The organism is Saccharopolyspora elongata (genome assembly GCF_004348985.1).
Classification (GTDB): Bacteria; Actinomycetota; Actinomycetes; order Mycobacteriales; family Pseudonocardiaceae; genus Saccharopolyspora; species Saccharopolyspora elongata.
This window is the reverse complement of the sequence record NZ_SMKW01000036.1, coordinates 79,722-96,612: the sequence shown is the minus strand read 5'-3', so window position 1 is coordinate 96,612 and position 16,891 is coordinate 79,722. Positions and strand designations below refer to the sequence as shown.

The window sequence follows — 16,891 nt, the reverse complement described above, 5'->3', positions numbered from 1 at the left end:
CAGTTGTGTATAAGAGACAGCGTCCGGGGTGGACGGGGGCCGGCCTGCTGCGCCGGGGCTGCCGGGCGTGCCGGTCCAGCCGCCTCCGCTGCCCGGGCGGCCGCCGCCGGGGCTTGAGGTGCCTCCGGGAGTTCCGCCGCCGGGGCTTCCCCCCATGCCGCCGCCCATTGGGCTACTGGCCGTTCCTGGGCTGCCGCCTGGTTGGTTCGGCGACGGTGAGTTCGGTGGGGGCGCGGTGGACGGAGCTCCCTGAGCAGGCGGGGCGTCCACATTGGAGGACGACGTGGTGCTGGCCGGGGTGTTCGGGCTGTGCGACGGGGAGTGCGATCCGCCGCCGGAGAAACCGCCGCCCGAAGCACCGCCGGTCGTTCCGCCGCTCGGGCTGCCACCGGAGCCGGGGCTGCCACCGCTCGGCGAGCCACCGGAGTCGGGGCTGGAGCCGCCGTTGGGGGAGCTGCTGAGGTCGCCGGAGAACGCCGTATGGCCGCCGTTCGGCGACGCCCCGTTACCCGGGGAACCGGACGCGTCGGGGGAGGACCCGCCCGACGAGGTGCCGTTGGGCGAGCCGCCTGCGCTGCCGTCGGGACTGCCGGTTCCACCGCCCGCCGAGCTGCCGCCATCCGGTGACGAGCTGGACGAACCGGCCCCGGAACCGCTGGTGTCGGTGGACGAGCCGCCTGTGCCGTTGCCCGAGCCGCCATCCGGCGAGGAACTGCTCGGGCTCGACCCGCCCGCGTCGGGGCTGGAACCGCGACTGCCCGATCCGCCGTCGGGGCTGGACCCCCCGCTTCCCGAACTCGTCGACCCGGCACCGTCGGATCCCGCGCCGCTGGACGTGCTCCCGCCGTCGGCTCCGGAACCGCCAGACCCGTTGCCAGAGTTGGAACCGTCCGGGCTCGACCCGCCGGAACCGCTGTCCGGGCTCGATCCGTTGCCCGATCCAGAGCCGCTGCCCGATCCGGAACCGCTGCTCGACGATCCGGAACCGCCCTCTCCAGAGCCAGAATCTCCGGAGCCGGAGCCGGAGCCGGAGCCGGAGCCCGAACCGGGGCCAGATCCCGAGTCTCCTGAACCTGATCCGGGGGCCCCCGAACCGGAATCCGAGCTCGAACCGGAGTCACCGGAACCCGACCCCGAATCGCCAGAGCCGGAGCCATCCGACCCCGAGCCGCCGCTTCCGTCGGGTCCGTCGCCTCCGCCGCCGGAGGAGCCTCCGCCGTACTTGGCGTTGTGCTTTCCGACGATGTTGGTGCCGAAGGCGTCGTCGAACTTCTTCCACACCTTTTCCGGCATGTTTCCGCCGCCGGCCAGCTTCTTGATGACCTTGCCGATGATCTCGATCGCTTTGCCGATCTTCGGCGACACGTTCTTGATCGTCTTGATCAGCGCGGTCACCTTGTCGCCGATCAGCTTCGTGACCTTGGCGATCTTCGCTGTCACCTGCGCGATGATCACGGGCGTGGCCAGGCCGAACGAGCACACCGCTTCCAGCGCGTAGGTGATGATCGCGGAGATGGTTTCGGAGACCAGGTCGCGGACGAACTCGCGCACGAATGAAACAACTTCGCCCATGATCGTGACGACGGTGCTCATCGTCCCGGCCATCTCGGCCGCGGCAGCGACCGCGTCCGCCTTCTCGTTCGCGTGCTTGCGGTAGGCGTCGCCGGCCTGGCCCTGCCAGTCGGCCGTGTCGCTCTGGACCGCCGCCTTGTATTCCTCCACGGCCGCTTTGACGTGCTCGCTGACCTTCCCCCAGGTCTGGCCGTAGGCCTTGACGCCGTCGGGGTCACCGGCGAACCAGTCCAGCGCCTCCTTGAGCGGCTGCACGTGCTCGATCAGCCAGGACAGACCGTAGGAGATCAGCGTGCCGATCGGGTCCACGGCCATGCTGACCGCTTCCATCGCCAGGCCGGCGGCGCCCAGCCCGGCCGCGACCCAGCTGCCTTCGCTGATCCCCTGGTAGAGGTCGTAGCCCGACTCGGCCAGGCCGATGCCTTTGATCGCGTCGGGTGTCTCGCCCGGGTCTTTCTGCATGGTGTCTTCGGTGACCACCAGGTCGTTGCCGGCCATCACTGCACCTCGATCCCGCCGATCGCGGCACTGTTGGCGTCATCGATGGACTGGTAGTCCTCTGCTGTGCTGCGGACGTTCTCCGCGATTTCCTGCATCGATTCCACGGCCTTGCTCAGGGCCTCGACGCCGTTTTCCTCGAATGGCTGCAGCAGCATGGCGAACGGCTGGCAGATGATGCCGTAGGCGTCGTCGTTCATCGTCACCTGCTGCGCCGCGTCCACCGCGGTCTGCAGCTTGTCCGCGACACCATCCACTTTGGATGAATGTGCGCGCAGGTTTTCGGTGACGACGTTCATCTGGTCGCCCATCGTCTGCTCCCCTCAGTGTTTCAGCGCAGAAAGGACTGGTTGCTGAAGTCCCCATCGTCGAAGTCGTCCGGGCGGCGGCGGGCCGGTTGCCGTTGTTGCGGCGGCGCGGGCCGGGCCGCCGGAGGCGTGGGGCGATTCGCCGGTTCCTCGTAGTCGTCTGCGGTGCCGAACTGCAGTTCCTGCGCTTCGTGGCCGTGTGAGCGCGGGGCGTCCGGTTCGTCTTCCGGAGGCTCCGGGAAGTTCTTGCGCGCCTGGGTCAGGACGTGCTGCGCGGCGACATCGTCGAGTCCGACGGTGTTGGACACCGCTTGCTGCATCAGCGTGGGGATTTTGGCCTGTGCAGCCTGGACCGCGCGCATGATCTCCGCACCGAGCTTGGCCATCGGGCGTTTGCTGGCGTTCTCGGAGAGCTGCAGGCTCTGCAGGATGCCGTTCGAGCCGATGGTCACCTGGATCGCTCCGTCGCGTGAGATCTCGGTCACCGCGATCTGCTCGATCTCCTGCTGCATCCGGCCGAACTTCTCGGCCTTCTCCGCGGCACGTTCCTGCCATTGCTGGACCATGCGCTCGGCGGCGCCGATGTCTTCAACCACGCGTCCTCCCCCGGCAGAACCCCCCCTGTTCCGGAAAGAATGACGTGTGGGGAAACTGTTCGGATCCACCAAGCGACACAAATGGGCCGAACAGATCAGTTCATTAATTCGATTGGTCTAAAAAACGTGCGCGAAAGCAGCTCGATGGGTTCGTCGTGGCCCGGTCGTCCTGTGTGGACGGCGAAGGCGCCTCATCCGGCCGTCAGGATCCCGTTCCGCAGCACCGGCGCCCGTCGGCTGCAGTTGACCTCGGCGGCCAGCGCGACGTCGTGCGCGAAGCCCCATTCCGCGAGCTCGCGGCCGGACTCGCAGTCGGCGAGCATGGCGCCGATCTCGCCCGCCACGGTCTGGAACGCTGCCGCGGCCAGCTCGGCTTCGGGAGAGCGCCGTCCGGGCAACGCCGAGATGATCGCGCCCGCGCCGAGCAGATCTTCGATCGCCGGGCGCAGCTGGTCGTCCCGGCGCTCCCCGGCGGCGACGATTCCGATCGGGCCGCCCACCTGCGCCGCCGCGCGGGCCACGGCCTCCGCGTTGCGCAGGCAGCCCGCGAACACGGTGGCCCCGGTGGCGAGGGCCTCGGCGCACAGTGTCGCGCCGTTCGGCGACGGAAGCCCCAGCAGCACGTCCGGTGTCAGGGTGCGAAGCGACGACGGGCTCAGCGACCACTCGTCGAGGCTGCGGGGGCGCGCGAGCACGACGTCCTCGGGCGCCGACCCGTCCGGCCAGCGAAGCGGCATGACCCGGGCGCCGGTGCTCGTCGCCACGTCGACCGCCGTCGAGAAGGACAGGACGTCGACCACCACGAGCACCGGGTCGTCCGCCATGGCGCGCAGACCGGGCAGGGCCCAGTCGGTGTGCACATCGATGCTGGTCACGGCCGGTAGCGTAACCGGGGTGTGCGGGGGAGGTGGGCCGTTTGGCAGACTGCCCGCGTGCGCGTCTACATCGGCTCCGACCATGCCGGCTACGAACTCAAGAACCACCTCGTCAAGTGGCTGACCGACAAGGGTCACGACGTGACCGACATCGGTCCGGCGGAATACGACGCCCAGGACGACTACCCGCCGTTCTGCGTCGAGACCGCCCGCCGCGTCGTCGCCGACGAGGGCAGCCTCGGGCTGGTCCTCGGCGGATCCGGCAACGGCGAGCAGATCGCCGCGAACAAGGTCCCCGGCGCCCGCGCCGCGCTGGCCTGGAGCGTCGAGACCGCGAAGCTCGCCCGGCAGCACAACAACGCGCTGCTGGCCGGCATCGGTGCGCGGATGCACACCGTCGACGAGGCCGAGCAGATCGTCGAGGCGTTCCTGACCACCGACTTCGAGGGTGGCCGGCACCAGCGCCGGATCGACCTGCTCACCGACTACGAGAAGACCGGCGAGCCCCCGGCCCTGCCCGGCAACTGATCCCATGGCACCGGCACGTCCGACCGCGGCGCTGCTGACACCTCTGGTGGCAGCAGCGGGAGCCGCGGTCGGCGTGCTGGTGCTCTTCTTCGGGCAGCGCGCGCTCGCGCCCGTCCTCGCCGGCGGCCCCGGCGCGACCTGCACCGAGCCCGACTGCCTGCTCGGGGTGGGCCTGTGGCTGATCGTGGGCGGCGTCCTCGCGGTGTGCGCCTCGCTGGTGGCCGGGGCGGTGTTCCGGCATCCCGACCGACCGGTCCGGCGCGGCCTGTTCGTCGCGCTGTGGTGCGTGGCGGCCTACCTCGTGGAGTCGGTCGTGCTGTGGATCCTCGCCTGACGCGGACGGACTGTTGACATGCCTGAAGGTCACACGCTGCACCGGCTCGCCGGGCTGCACGGCGGCCTGTTCGCCGGCACGGAGGTCCAGGTGCGCAGCCCGCAGGGGCGGTTCGCCACCAGCGCCTCGCTGCTGACCGGCTCGGTGTTCGAGCGGGCCGAGGCGCACGGCAAGCACCTGTTCCACTTCTACGGCCCGGATCGGGTCGTCCACGTGCACCTCGGGCTGTACGGCACGTTCACCGAGTCCGAGCTCCCGCTGACCGAGCCCCGCGGCCAGGTGCGGATGCGCATCGTCGGCCGCACGCATTGGACGGACCTGCGCGGGCCCACCGCGTGCGAGCTGCTGACCGGCGAGGAGGTCGCCGCGCTGCGCGGTCGGCTGGGGCCGGACCCGCTGCGCCGCGACGCCGATCCCGAGCGGGCGTGGCAGCGGATCTCGCGTTCCCGCACCAGCATCGCCGCGCTGCTGATGGATCAGAAGGTGCTGGCCGGCGTCGGCAACGTCTACCGGGCGGAAGTGCTGTTCCGGCACGGGATTCCGCCGTACACGCCGGGCCGCTCGCTCGCGCGCGAGCAGTGGGAGGCGATCTGGGCCGACCTCGTCGAGCTGATGGCCGACGGGGTGCGGGTGGGGCGCATCGACACCGTGCGCCCGGAGCACCTGCCGGAGGTCACGGGCCGGGCGCCGAGGCAGGACCGGCACGGCGGCGAGGTCTACGTCTACCGGCGAGCGGGGATGCCCTGCCTGATCTGCGGCACGCCGGTGGCGATGGCGGACCTATCGGCCCGCAAGCTCTACTGGTGCCCCACCTGCCAAGAAACCTGACCACCACCTCCCCTCCTGGGAGGCGCGCAATTTCAATGGAAATCAGACCTTCGATTTCCATTGAAATTGCGGGTCGTCGCCGGCGGCATCGGAACCGTCAGATGTCGAAGCCGCCCATGTCGAAGCCGCCCGCGTCGCCCGCGTCGAAGCCGCCGGCGTCGCCCTGGTCGCCGCCGTCGAAGCCCTGGTCGCCGTCGGCTCCCTGGCCGTCCTGGTAGCCCTCCGCGTACGCGGCTTCCGCCGGGACTCCCGCCATGCCGCCGAACAGGGCGCTCATCAGCACGAACGAGCCCACGCCCCAGGCGCCCGCGACCAGCGCCGGCTTCCACCACGGCTCGCTGTACCAGCCCTGCGGCACCGGCCGCCCGGCGACCGTGCCGCCCGGGTAGTAGTGCGGTGTCTGCTCGGTCGGGTTCGGCGACGCCACCTGGTGCCGGCCCTCCACCTCGACGTCGCGGTACTCGGTGACCTTCCCCGCGCCGTGCTGGCCGGACAGGTCGGGTAGCTCCGGGCCCGGGTCCATGTCCATCGCGACCCGTGCCGCCCGCACGTAGTACAGGCCTTCCAGCGCGGACTCCGTGGTCAGGCGCGCCTGCGCGGCGGTGTTCGCCCGGTCGAGCTGGGAGATCGCCGCCCCGTGCCGTTCGGCCGCGTCGGCGATGGCCTGCTTGGCCGCCTCGTTGGTGCCGACCAGGTTGAGCACCTGCCCGCCCAACCGCTCCACCCAGCGCCGCGCTTCGGCCTTTGCGTCCTCCAGCTGCTTCTGCTGGTGCGCCACGGCCTTCTGGCGGGACCACCAGACCGCGGCGACGATCACCACGAGGGCGATCACGATGATGATGGTTGCGGTCACCCGTGCCTCCCGTTCCGGCGGACGCGTCGATTTCGACAGTACGCCGCCGGAACGGGATTCAGTCGGGTCAGAAGCTCTCCGGGCAGTGCGGGGCATCCTCGGTGGCGAACGCGCGGGAGGCTTCGAGCAACGCGCCGGGGGCGAGCTCGGTGACCCGCCCGGAGCGCGCCAAGCCGGCCAGCGTGTTCCCGCCCAGGTACGCCGCGGCCAGGTCGGTGACGTCCAAACCGAGCTGGCCGGGGTCGTCGGTGCGGGCGAGCTTGCCGACGCCGTCGGAGCCGGCGGTCAGCCGCCACCGGCCAGCGTTCCACGGGCAGAACCGGTCGGTGATGTCGAGCACGACGTCCACCGGGGCCGAGTACCGGCGCGCGGGCAGCGCGCGGTCAATGTCGACGAGCCGCACCCACAGCCCGTCGAGGATCTGCCTGCTCGCCGCGCGCGGGTCGGCGAGCATGCCCACCACCGGCTCGTCGAGCGCGGCCTTCGGCCAGTTCACCTCGCCGACCAGGTCGATGTCGAGCAGGTACCGCCACAGCGCGGCGTAGGCCTGCGGGGTCGCCGCGACGAGTTCCAGCACCTGCAGCTGGTAGGCGGGGCCCCGGGTGGTCCACTCGGGCTTGGGCCGGTAGATGACGTAGCCGTCGGGGTGCAGCGCGAACCTGGCCCGGCCCAGGTCGCCGCGCTCGGCGCGGTCGTCGATCATCCGGACTTCCCAGGAGCCATCGCCCCGGGACAGCCAGCCGGTCCGGGTGGCGGCCACCTCCGGGTAGCGCCGGTGGGCGAACTCCAGCGCGGTTTCCCGGTCGACCTCCCGGACCCGCCGCTCATCTACGTCCACAGTGGACAGAAATGCGGCGCCGCGGGGCAGGCTCAGGCGGGTTTCGTAGCTGGCCAGGCCGTAGCCGAAGCGGCCGTAGATGGCGCCTTCCGAGGCGTACAGCGCGGCGAGCCCGGAACCGCGGTCGTGCAGATCGTCGAGCTGGGCGCGCATCAGCGAGGTCAGCACGCCGCGCCGCCGGTGGCCCGGCTTGACCCCGACCGCGCTGATGGCCGCGACCGGGCGCCGCGCCGGGCCGGGCACGGTGATGTCCAGCGCGAACCGCCCGGCGACGCCGATCAGCTCGTCGCCGTCGAAGGTCCCGTGCGCCAGCGACGGGTCGAAGACCTCGCGGTAGCGCTCCATCGCGGGGTCCCGGCTGTCGTCGAGGAAGGCCGCGGTGAACACCGCGAAGAAGCTCTCGTAGTCGCCGGTCGAAAGTTTTCTCGTGGTGAGGTCCGCCATGTGGCGTTCCTACCGTCGACGAGCCTTTCGTGCGACCCGTTTTCGGTCAGGCGCCGAGCGGGACCTCGGCGATGGTCTCCCACTCGGAGCACGAGTGGTCCCGGTTGAGCTTGACCAGCGACAGCGAGGGCACCTTCGCCGTGGTCGGCTCCACCGCGGTCGCGCTGAGCGTGGCGATGGCGAAGATGGCCGGGCCGTCCGTGGTGGAGTGGGCGAGGCTCACGTGCTTGTCGACGTCCTCGGGCTCCGCGGGCAGCGGCGTCTCGCCGATGGCCTCGGCGGTCGCTTCCCGCACCGCGGCGCGGAGTTCGAGCACCGTCGACTGCGGTTCGGCCGGCAGCGCCAGCGACTCCGGCAGCACCACGGCGTGGTGGAACGCCAGGGTCAGGGGCAGCACCGACGCCAGCCGCGGCCGGGCCGCGGCCAGCAGCGCCTCGATGCGGGCTTCGCCGATCTCGTCGGTGAAACCGATCTCCTGCACCAGGATGTGCATCCATTCCAGCGGGACGAGGTCGAAGCCCGGCAGGTCGCGCAGGGCGTACTGGTAGTCGTTCACCAGCTTGCGCAGCCCGGGTTGGTCGGCCAGCGGCAGCAGCCACGCGTAGCCGGTGCGCCCGGCGCGCCAGCCCGGGCGCCAGCGGGCGTGATTGCGGACCTGATCGGCGTGTGGCATGTCGGTCACCCCTCACATACTGCCCGGGCCGGTCCGGGCGTGGGGCGAGCTTGAGCTATCTCACGGTTTCCGAGGGCTCGCGTTCACCCTGCCGTGCCTTCGCGGCCGGAGCGTCCAAGCTGGCCGCCGCGTCGGAGTCTCGCACGCCCAGCCCCAGCAGCAACCCCAGCCCGGCGAAGACCACCGAGACCAGGAATGCGCCGTGGTAGGCGCCCAGGTGCGCCGCGGCGACCTGACCGACCGCAGCGGGATCCACTGTGGACATGCCGCGTTCGGTCAGCACGACCAGCACGGTCGCGACGATCGCGGTGCCCAGCGCGGTGGCGACCTGCCTGCTGACGTTGAACATCGAGCTGGCCTGGCCCATGGCGGGGCCGGAGATCCGGGCGAAGGTCGCGGTCTGCACCGGGGTCATCAGCAGCCCCATCGCCACGCCCTGCACCGCGAGCAACGCGACGAGGAACCACAGCGAGGTGTCGACGCCCTGCAGCTGCAACCCGATGCCGATCACGACCTGCACGGCGAACCCGGCCAGGATCAGCCGCTTCGGCCCGACGCGGCCGTAGATCCGGCTGATCACCTGGGTGGTCATCAGCATGCTGATGGCCTGCGGCATCAGCACGAGCCCGGCGTGCATGGGCGAGACCCCGCGCAGGTTCTGCAGGTACAGCGGGATGAGGAAGAGTACCCCGAACATCGCGCCGGTCTGGCACAGCAGCAGCAGGTTGCCGGTGCGGAACAGTCGGTCGGTGAGCAGCCGGAGGTCGAGCATCGGGGCGCGCACGGTCAGCTCCCGCCAGACCAGTCCGCCGATGAGCAGCACCGCGGCGATGAGGCTCAGCCAGACCTGCGGTTCGCCCCAGCCGAGCTGCGCGCCCTGGTCGAGGCCGTAGAGCAGCGTGGCGAGCCCGGCACCGGCGAGCACGAACCCGGGCAGGTCGAACCGGCCGGGATCGCGGCGTGCCTCCTCCTTCAGGAAGAGAACGGTGAACAGCAGCGCCAGCGCCCCGACGGGAACGTTGATGAAGAAGATCCAGCGCCAGCTGGCGTATTCGACGAGGAGGCCGCCGAGCACGGGCCCGAGCATGGGGGCGACGGTGATCGGGATGGAGAGCACGGCGCCGGCCTTGGCGCGCTCGTTGGGCGGGAATGCGCGGAACAGCATCGCCTGGCCGACGGGCACCAGCATGCCGCCGCCGACGCCCTGGAGCACCCGGGCGGCGATGAGGTGCCACATCTCGGTGGACACGCCGCAGAGCACGGAAGCGAAGGTGAAGATCACGACGGCGGCTTGGAAGGTCCGCTTGCTGCCGAACCGGTCGGCGATCCAACCGGAGGAGGGGATGAAGACGGCGAGACTGATCATGTAGCCGGTGAGAACCCACTGCAGAGCAGCGGCATCGACCTCGAACTCCCGTCCCAGGGTGGCCAGGGCGACGTTGAGGATGGTGACGTCCAGGATCTGCATGATCAGCGCCAGCACGAAGGTGATGCCGACCAACCACTTGTACTCGAGCCGCCGCACAAAACCCCCAAGATCGAAAGAAGAGAAGCCGCCACCCCGGCCGAAGGGCCGACCGCCGGACCACCCACCCGCAACGCGGCCAGCCCGACAAGCCCCAAGCCTCCCGCAACCCCCCGACAAAACCCAAAGCCTTTTTATTCCCCAAAAACCCCAAGACCAAGCCGAACAACCCAAACAACCACAAACCCCCAACCCAAAGACGACCCGGCGGACAAGCAGCCCGGCGACGGAACGAAGATCAACGCCGAGGGCCCGCGGGCCGATCCACAGGGGCGGCGAAGGTCGAGCAAGCTGCAGGAAGAGCCCGCCGTTTTCGCGCGAAACCGGCGCGAGCCAGGCGTAGTGAGCGACGATTTCGCGCGAAAACGCCACCCGGACAGAGAAGAGCACGATCAACGCCAGCCGCGAAGCGGCACGACACCAACGCCAGCCGCGAAGCGGCACCACCGACTGCTGAAGCGGCACCACCGACTGCTGAAGCGGCACCACCGACTGCTGAAGCGGCACCACCAACTGCTAGGGAAGCCCCGAAGCGGCGCCACCATCTGTCAAGGAAGAGGCAGAGGTGATGTCCTGCTTCGGCCGCGAAGCAGCAAGGCTGGTCGGAAACCCAGGCCGGGAACGCCCCAAAGACGAGGAGCAAAGATAGAGAAGACCCCGCACCGTGGGGGGTGTGGGGGGCTCGGCCCCCCACGACAAAGGCGAAGAGTAAAGGTCTGGTGGTGCAACCACCAGACACAACAAACCCAACTCGGAGCGGGCGACGGGAATCGAACCCGCGTAGCCAGTTTGGAAGACTGGGGCTCTACCATTGAGCTACGCCCGCGTGCCGGTTTCGCCTGACCTTCGTGGGTTGGGCGACCTTGCGTGCCACAGCTTAGCGGGTCGCGATAGGCTCTTCGCAACGCACCCGGTTTTTCCGGGTGTGCCGCACGTCGGACGGGGTGTGGCGCAGTTTGGTAGCGCACTCGCTTTGGGTGCGAGGGGTCGTGGGTTCAAATCCCGCCACCCCGACGTCGCGGCCGGCCGCTCGCCTGCAGGTGGGTGGCCGGTTTTCTTTTGCCCGTCGGCGGGTTGCGCGTGGTGATGTGCGTCGCAGCGGGTGGCTGTGGTTCGTAACGCTCCGTCGCGGGTGGCCGATTCCTCCGTCGTGCGCGATTGGAGTGTGGCCGGGTTCCGCGTTCAGCCGCCTGCCTTGGCGGTGTGCGTGGTGCTGGGCGCCGTCGTGGCGTTCCTGGTCGTGGTGTCGTTGTGCGTGCCGGGGCCGCCGGGTACGCCAGAGTTGGCGCCGCCGGACGGGATCATGACCGCGGTGACGCCCACGCGGTTGGGTTCTGCGGCGGGTGCGTTGGCCGGCCGTTGATGGTTTCGGCGGTGCAGGTGGTGGGGCGGACCGCTTTCTTCCCGCAGCTGTTGGGGCGCGGTGGGTCGAGTTCGTGTTCGCGGACCTCGACCTGCCAGCTGCGGCCGTCCTGGTGACCGATCGTCACCTGGCCGTTCTCCTCGGCGGTGACGCGCAGGGCGTTGGCGAGGTATTCGCCGATGTGCTCCCGGATGGCGAGTTCGGCGGTTTGGCCGGCGCGGGTCCACGACGACCGGCCGCGGCAGTGGTCGAGCACGACCTTGCCGGCCGCGGCGGAGGACAGCACCGCTTCGGCGGCGGGCGCGGTCAGTCGCCCGTAGGTGTAGCCGCTGGGCAGCACGACCGCGGCGGGCGCGAAGCGGTGTCCGCCGGTGTGCGTGGATTCCCAGATCGAGCCGTCGTGCCGGCCGGCGAGTTCGGTGATGAGCTCGCGGCCGAGCAGTGCGCAGCACCGGTCGCGGCGGCCGTTGGTGCACACCAGCAGCAGCGGGTCGGCAACGGGCCGGCCCCAGCCGTCGTGGTGGCCCGCGGCGATCCGGCCGAAGTCGAGTTCGAGCAGGTCGGCGGGGTTGTCGACGGTCGTGGTCCGCAGCCAGCCGGTGCCTGGGGCGGTGTGCGCGAGGAACACCCGGCGCGGCTGCCCGTCGGCGGTGTCCGCGTGCCGGCCGGGCTGCCGGATGAGCTGGATCCGCACGCCGTGCTCGTCGGTCCGCGCGGACAGCGCCCGCCCAAGCTCGGGGTCCAGGTGGCTCTGGACCAGCGCGTTGTGGCCCCAGGGGCCGCGCTGTTCCAGGCACAGCCAGCTGCCTGCCACCGCGGCGGTACCGGGCAGTGGCTCGGCGAACGTCTCGGACAGGGCGGCGCAGGTGGCCGCGTCGGCTGCGGTGTGGTGCACGTTTCCACTCAAGCACGGATGGCCGCCCGATGGTTAGGTGAGGCTGTCCAACGCGGGTTGTGGCAACCCCGGGCCGTGTGTCCCGGCGGGAAGCAATAGACTCGGAGGTCAGCCCGGCATCGTTGGACGTGGTGGTATGCCGCGCCCGTTGGCAGCGCCGGGAATCAAGCACGTTCGCACTAGGAGACCACGTGAAGAGCACCGTCGAGCACCTGAGCCCGACGCGCGTCCGGATCAACGTCGAGGTGCCGTTCGACGAGCTCAAGCCGAACTTCGACCGCGCGTACAAGGCACTCGCCCAGCAGGTCCGCATCCCCGGCTTCCGGCCGGGCAAGGTCCCGGCGCGGGTGCTGGAGAGCCGCATCGGTCGGGGCCCCGTGCTCGACGAGGTCGTCAACGAAGCGGTTCCGGCCAAGTACCTGGAGGCGGTCAACAGCAGCGAGGTGCGCACCCTCGGTCGCCCGGACATCGAGGTGACCAAGATCGAGGACGGCGCCGAGATCGCGTTCACCGCCGAGGTCGACGTCCGCCCGGAGATCACCGTGCCCGCGTTCGGCGAGCTGTCGGTGAGCGTCGACGACGTCGAGGTCACCGAGGAAGAGGTGACCGAGCAGCTCGACTCGCTGCGCGCCCGCTTCGGCACCCTGGCCGGGGTCGAGCGCCCCGCGCAGGAAGGCGACTTCGTCAGCATCGACCTGTCCGCCACCGTCGACGGTGAGGACGTCGAGGACGCCAAGACCAGCGGCCTGTCCTACGAGATCGGCTCGGGCCAGCTCATCGAGGGCATCGACGACGCGCTGATCGGCGCGAGCGAGGGCGACACCAAGGCGTTCACCACGAAGCTGGTGGCCGGCGAGTACGCGGGCAAGGACGCCGAGGTTTCGGTCGTGCTGAACTCCGTCAAGGAGCGCCAGCTGCCCGAGGCCGACGACGAGTTCGCCCAGATGGCCAGCGAGTTCGACACCGTCGAGGAGCTCGTCGCCGACCTGCGGGAGCGCCTGGGCCGCGTCAAGAAGATGCAGCAGGGCATGCAGGCCCGGGACAAGGTCCTGGACGCGCTGCTGGAGACCATCGAGGTGCCGCTGCCGGAGAAGGTCGTCGAGTCGGAGATCGAGGTGCGCCAGCACGACGCGGTGCACCCGTTCGACCACGACGAGGCGCGCTTCGAGGAGTGGCTCGGGGAGCAGGAGAAGACCCGCGAGGAGTTCGACGCGGAGACCCGCACCGAGGCGGAGAAGGCGGTCAAGACCCAGCTGGTGCTGGACACCATCGCCGACGCCGAGGACGTCTCGGTCTCCGACGACGAGCTCACCCAGCGGATCATCTACCAAGCCCAGCGCTTCGGGATGAGCCCGGACCAGTTCGTGCAGCAGGCGCAGCAGTCGGGCCAGCTCGGCTCGCTGTACGCCGACGTGCGCCGCAGCAAGGCGCTGTTCTCGGTCGTGCGCCAGGCCACCGTCACCGACGAGGCCGGCAACGAGCTGGACCTGGACGAGCTGTTCGGCCCGCAGGAGTCCGAGTCGGACGAGGCGGCCGAGACCGCGAAGGCGGAGTGACCGACCTCTCGGGCGGACAATTTAAAAGCATGCTCTAAGCGAACGTGGGTGGTACTGGGAAGCTGGTGCCGCCCACGTTCGTTAGGGTCGGTTGTAGCGGATCGCCCGAGAGGGAAGAGGACAACGCCTGGGGCCGCGCCCGACGTGTCGGTCGCGCCGGTCCACTGTGGAAGTGGGCGGAGTGGCCGATGTGGCCCCGGTGGACAAGGGCCCATTGTGGGAGAAGGCAGGGAGACGTGACGTGACGCAGCACCTGACTGTTCCGACGTCCGACGCGCGGTCGCCGTCCATGCGGACGGGGACGAACGGGCTCTCGCTCAACGACTCGGTTTACGAGCGGCTGCTGCGGGAGCGCATCATCGTCCTCGGCTCCCAGGTCGAGGATTCGATCTCGAACCAGATCTGCTCGCAGCTGCTGCTGCTGGCGGCGGAGGACCCGGAACGGGACATTTCGCTCTACATCAACTCGCCGGGCGGCTCGGTGACGGCGGGCATGGCGATCTACGACACCATGCAGCTGATCAAGCCGGACGTGGCCACCGTGGCGATGGGCATGGCCGCTTCGATGGGGCAGTTCTTGCTGTCCGCGGGCACCAAGGGCAAGCGCTTCGCGCTGCCGCACGCGCGGATCATGATGCACCAGCCGTCGGCCGGCCTCGGTGGTACGGCTTCGGACATCGAGATCCAGGCCAAGATGTTCTCCCGGCACAAGAAGGAAATGGCCGAGCTGATCGCCGAGCAGACCGGTCAGACGGTGGAGAAGATCGTGCAGGACGCGGACCGCGACCGCTGGTTCACCGCGGAGGAGGCCCGCGACTACGGGATCGTGGACCACGTGGCGAGCGCCGCTAATCTGCCCAGCAGCTGATCATCCCCGCCCGAGACCTAGCAACGAGGAGTCACCCGTCGTGAACCCTTACGAGTCTTTGCAGTCCCGCTACGTGCTGCCCTCGTTCGTCGAGCGCACCGCGTACGGCGTCAAGGAGTCGAACCCGTACAACAAGCTGTTCGAGGAACGGATCATCTTCCTCGGCGTCCAGGTGGACGACGCGTCCGCCAACGACGTGATGGCGCAGCTGCTGTTCCTGGAGTCCGACGACCCGGACCGCGAGATCCAGATCTACATCAACTCGCCCGGTGGTTCGTTCACCGCGCTGATGGCGATCTACGACACGATCCAGTACGTCCGTCCTGACGTGCGCACCATCTGCCTCGGCCAGGCCGCCTCAGCCGCGGCGGTGCTGCTGGCGGCCGGCACCAAGGGCAAGCGCCAGGCGCTGCCGAACTCGCGCGTGCTGATCCACCAGCCCTCGGTGGAGGGCATCCAGGGCCAGGTTTCCGACCTGGAGATCCAGGCCGCGGAGGTGCTGCGGATGCGGGACCTGCTGGAGACCACGCTGGCCCGGCACACCAACCGGTCCGTGGACCAGATCCGCGAGGACATCGACCGGGACAAGATCCTGACCGCCGACCAGGCCGCCGAGTACGGCCTGATCGACGAGGTCGTGCCCTACCGCAAGCTCTCGACGCAGAAGGCGTAAGGAGATTGCACGGCTCCGCTCGCGAGGGCGGGGCGGGCGGCCGGGCGTGGTGGTTGCGCCACGCCCGGCCGTCATGCACGACACGCCGGACGAGGTGCTGGTCACACCACGCTCGGCAATGGCGGACACTGTGAGTCTCCCCGAACCCGGGGAACGCCAGGTACCGTCGAAGGCACATACGGTCAGGCGCGCTACCGGACGGCGCGCCGGAGGGGACGGGGTCAGCGGTCATGGCACGTATCGGTGACGGCGGCGACCTGCTGAAGTGCTCCTTCTGCGGGAAGAGCCAGAAGCAGGTGAAGAAACTCATCGCCGGCCCCGGCGTGTACATCTGCGATGAGTGCATCGATCTCTGCAACGAGATCATCGAGGAGGAACTGGCCGAGGCGGGCGAGGTCAAGCTCGACGAGCTGCCGAAGCCGGCCGAGATCCACGAGTTCCTCGACCAGTACGTCATCGGGCAGGACCCGGCGAAGCGGAACCTGTCGGTCGCGGTCTACAACCACTACAAGCGCATCCAGGCCGGTGAGCGCCGGGAGAGCCGTGGTGAAGAGGCCGTCGAACTGGCCAAGTCCAACATCCTGATGCTCGGCCCCACCGGCTGCGGCAAGACCTACCTGGCGCAGACGCTGGCCAAGATGCTCAACGTCCCGTTCGCGATCGCCGACGCGACGGCGCTGACCGAAGCCGGTTACGTGGGCGAGGACGTCGAGAACATCCTGCTCAAGCTGATCCAGGCGGCCGACTACGACGTGAAGCGCGCCGAGACCGGGATCATCTACATCGACGAGGTCGACAAGATCGCCCGCAAGAGCGAGAACCCGTCGATCACCCGCGACGTGTCCGGCGAGGGTGTGCAGCAGGCGCTGCTGAAGATCCTGGAGGGCACCACCGCGAGCGTGCCGCCGCAGGGCGGCCGCAAGCACCCGCACCAGGAGTTCATCCAGATCGACACGACGAACGTGCTGTTCATCGTGGCCGGCGCGTTCGCCGGGCTGGAGAAGATCGTCGAGGAGCGGGTCGGCAAGCACAGCGTCGGCTTCGGCGCGGAGCTGCGCTCGAAGGCCAAGATCGACACCACCGACCACTTCGCCGACGTGATGCCCGAGGACCTCATCAAGTTCGGGCTGATCCCGGAGTTCATCGGTCGGCTGCCCACGGTGGCCAGCGTGACGAACCTGGACAAGCCGTCGCTGGTGCAGATCCTCACCGAGCCGCGCAACGCGCTGGTGAAGCAGTACAAGCGGTTGTTCGAGATGGACAACGTGGAGCTGGAGTTCACCAAGACCGCGTTGGAGGCCATCGCCGACCAGGCGATCCTGCGGGGCACGGGCGCGCGCGGGCTGCGCGCGATCCTGGAGGAGGTCCTGCTGCCGGTGATGTACGACATCCCGAGCCGTTCGGACGTCGCCAAGGTCGTCATCACGGAGCAGACGGTCCGCGAGAACGTCAACCCGACGATCGTCGCGCGCCAGGCCACTCGCCGCGAGCGCCGCGAGAAGTCCGCCTGAGCCCTGGTCGGTTCGTGTCGAGCAGCTCTGCCGGGCGCCGGAGGTCGCCCGCTTCCCGGATCGTTCTGCACTGATCCGCCACCCGTGGTCACTCGCTGCGGATCCGGCGCGGTTAGATGATCATTGGTTGCGACCAGACGAACGATTCCGGGG

Annotated in this window: 17 protein-coding genes and 2 tRNA genes; 8 read left to right on the top strand and 11 right to left on the bottom strand. The window is 69.6% G+C overall.

The genetic code is table 11. The features are described from left to right. From E1288_RS47155 to E1288_RS25445, 4 genes are all read right to left on the bottom strand, one after another. The coding region (locus E1288_RS47155) for a WXG100-like domain-containing protein (protein WP_456320511.1) at window positions 1-2,070 on the bottom strand (2,070 nt) is incomplete at its 3' end. Then, window positions 2,070-2,381 carry an ESX-1 secretion-associated protein gene (locus E1288_RS25455; RefSeq protein WP_132489233.1) on the bottom strand — a complete coding sequence of 104 codons (312 nt, stop codon included), beginning with the start codon at window positions 2,379-2,381 and terminating at the stop codon, window positions 2,070-2,072. The genes E1288_RS25455 and E1288_RS47155, both read right to left, overlap by 1 nt. 20 nt (window positions 2,382-2,401) lie before the next feature. Next, a complete protein-coding gene (locus E1288_RS25450) occupies window positions 2,402-2,974 on the bottom strand; it encodes a YbaB/EbfC family nucleoid-associated protein (RefSeq protein WP_235883789.1) in 573 nt (190 codons plus the stop codon). 191 nt (window positions 2,975-3,165) lie between these two features. Further along, window positions 3,166-3,798 carry a 2-phosphosulfolactate phosphatase gene (locus E1288_RS25445; protein WP_165968246.1) on the bottom strand — a complete coding sequence of 211 codons (633 nt, stop codon included), beginning with the start codon at window positions 3,796-3,798 and terminating at the stop codon, window positions 3,166-3,168. A 108-nt stretch (window positions 3,799-3,906) separates the two neighbouring features. Between E1288_RS25445 and E1288_RS25440 the strand changes: the two genes are divergently transcribed. Genes E1288_RS25440 through E1288_RS25430 form a run of 3 tightly spaced genes read left to right on the top strand, consistent with a single transcriptional unit; the run spans window position 3,907 to window position 5,539 of the window. Further along, a complete protein-coding gene (locus tag E1288_RS25440) occupies window positions 3,907-4,377 on the top strand; it encodes a ribose-5-phosphate isomerase (RefSeq protein ID WP_093275003.1) in 471 nt (156 codons plus the stop codon). A gap of 4 nt (window positions 4,378-4,381) precedes the next feature. After that, entirely contained in the window at window positions 4,382-4,711 is a 330-nt protein-coding gene (locus tag E1288_RS25435) for a hypothetical protein (protein ID WP_207954549.1), read from the top strand. Between the two features lie 18 nt (window positions 4,712-4,729). Beyond that, window positions 4,730-5,539 (top strand): Fpg/Nei family DNA glycosylase, encoded by an 810-nt coding sequence (locus tag E1288_RS25430; RefSeq protein ID WP_132489229.1) that lies wholly within the window; start codon window positions 4,730-4,732, stop codon window positions 5,537-5,539. 97 nt (window positions 5,540-5,636) lie between these two features. Here E1288_RS25430 and E1288_RS25425 read toward each other — a convergent pair whose 3' ends face one another. The 5 genes from E1288_RS25425 to E1288_RS25400 all read right to left on the bottom strand — a co-directional run bounded on the left by E1288_RS25425 (window position 5,637) and on the right by E1288_RS25400 (window position 10,698). Beyond that, window positions 5,637-6,392 carry a hypothetical protein gene (locus E1288_RS25425; protein WP_132489227.1) on the bottom strand — a complete coding sequence of 252 codons (756 nt, stop codon included), beginning with the start codon at window positions 6,390-6,392 and terminating at the stop codon, window positions 5,637-5,639. A 67-nt stretch (window positions 6,393-6,459) separates the two neighbouring features. Beyond that, window positions 6,460-7,674: a GNAT family N-acetyltransferase gene (locus E1288_RS25420; RefSeq protein ID WP_132489225.1), complete on the bottom strand. Its 1,215-nt coding sequence runs from the start codon at window positions 7,672-7,674 to the stop codon at window positions 6,460-6,462. A gap of 46 nt (window positions 7,675-7,720) precedes the next feature. Then, window positions 7,721-8,347: a 2'-5' RNA ligase family protein gene (locus E1288_RS25415; RefSeq protein ID WP_132489247.1), complete on the bottom strand. Its 627-nt coding sequence runs from the start codon at window positions 8,345-8,347 to the stop codon at window positions 7,721-7,723. A 55-nt stretch (window positions 8,348-8,402) separates the two neighbouring features. Further along, complete coding sequence (locus tag E1288_RS25410) at window positions 8,403-9,872, bottom strand: MDR family MFS transporter (RefSeq protein WP_132489223.1); 1,470 nt, start codon at window positions 9,870-9,872, stop codon at window positions 8,403-8,405. Between the two features lie 755 nt (window positions 9,873-10,627). Then, window positions 10,628-10,698 (bottom strand) — tRNA-Gly (locus E1288_RS25400). 114 nt (window positions 10,699-10,812) lie between these two features. Here E1288_RS25400 and E1288_RS25395 point away from each other — a divergent pair. Continuing rightward, window positions 10,813-10,886, top strand: a tRNA-Pro gene (locus E1288_RS25395). Window positions 10,887-11,054: 168 nt separating this feature from the next. On the opposite strand, the gene E1288_RS47150 is transcribed toward E1288_RS25395, so the two are convergent. After that, entirely contained in the window at window positions 11,055-11,195 is a 141-nt protein-coding gene (locus E1288_RS47150) for a hypothetical protein (RefSeq protein ID WP_165968244.1), read from the bottom strand. Then, entirely contained in the window at window positions 11,174-12,130 is a 957-nt protein-coding gene (locus tag E1288_RS25390) for a sucrase ferredoxin (protein WP_132489221.1), read from the bottom strand. The genes E1288_RS47150 and E1288_RS25390 overlap by 22 nt, the downstream gene beginning before the upstream one ends. Before the next feature lie 191 nt (window positions 12,131-12,321). On the opposite strand from E1288_RS25390, the gene tig reads away from it, so the two are divergent. The 4 genes from tig to clpX all read left to right on the top strand — a co-directional run bounded on the left by tig (window position 12,322) and on the right by clpX (window position 16,738). Next, window positions 12,322-13,686, top strand: a complete 1,365-nt coding sequence (gene tig / locus E1288_RS25385) for a trigger factor (protein ID WP_132489219.1) — start codon at window positions 12,322-12,324, stop codon at window positions 13,684-13,686. A gap of 241 nt (window positions 13,687-13,927) precedes the next feature. After that, window positions 13,928-14,554, top strand: coding sequence for an ATP-dependent Clp protease proteolytic subunit (locus E1288_RS25380; RefSeq protein ID WP_132489217.1), 627 nt, complete (start codon window positions 13,928-13,930; stop codon window positions 14,552-14,554). Between the two features lie 40 nt (window positions 14,555-14,594). Continuing rightward, window positions 14,595-15,227, top strand: a complete 633-nt coding sequence (locus tag E1288_RS25375) for an ATP-dependent Clp protease proteolytic subunit (protein WP_132489215.1) — start codon at window positions 14,595-14,597, stop codon at window positions 15,225-15,227. 230 nt (window positions 15,228-15,457) lie between these two features. Further along, window positions 15,458-16,738, top strand: a complete 1,281-nt coding sequence (gene clpX, locus E1288_RS25370) for an ATP-dependent Clp protease ATP-binding subunit ClpX (RefSeq protein ID WP_132489213.1) — start codon at window positions 15,458-15,460, stop codon at window positions 16,736-16,738. Window positions 16,739-16,891 lie beyond the last annotated feature (153 nt).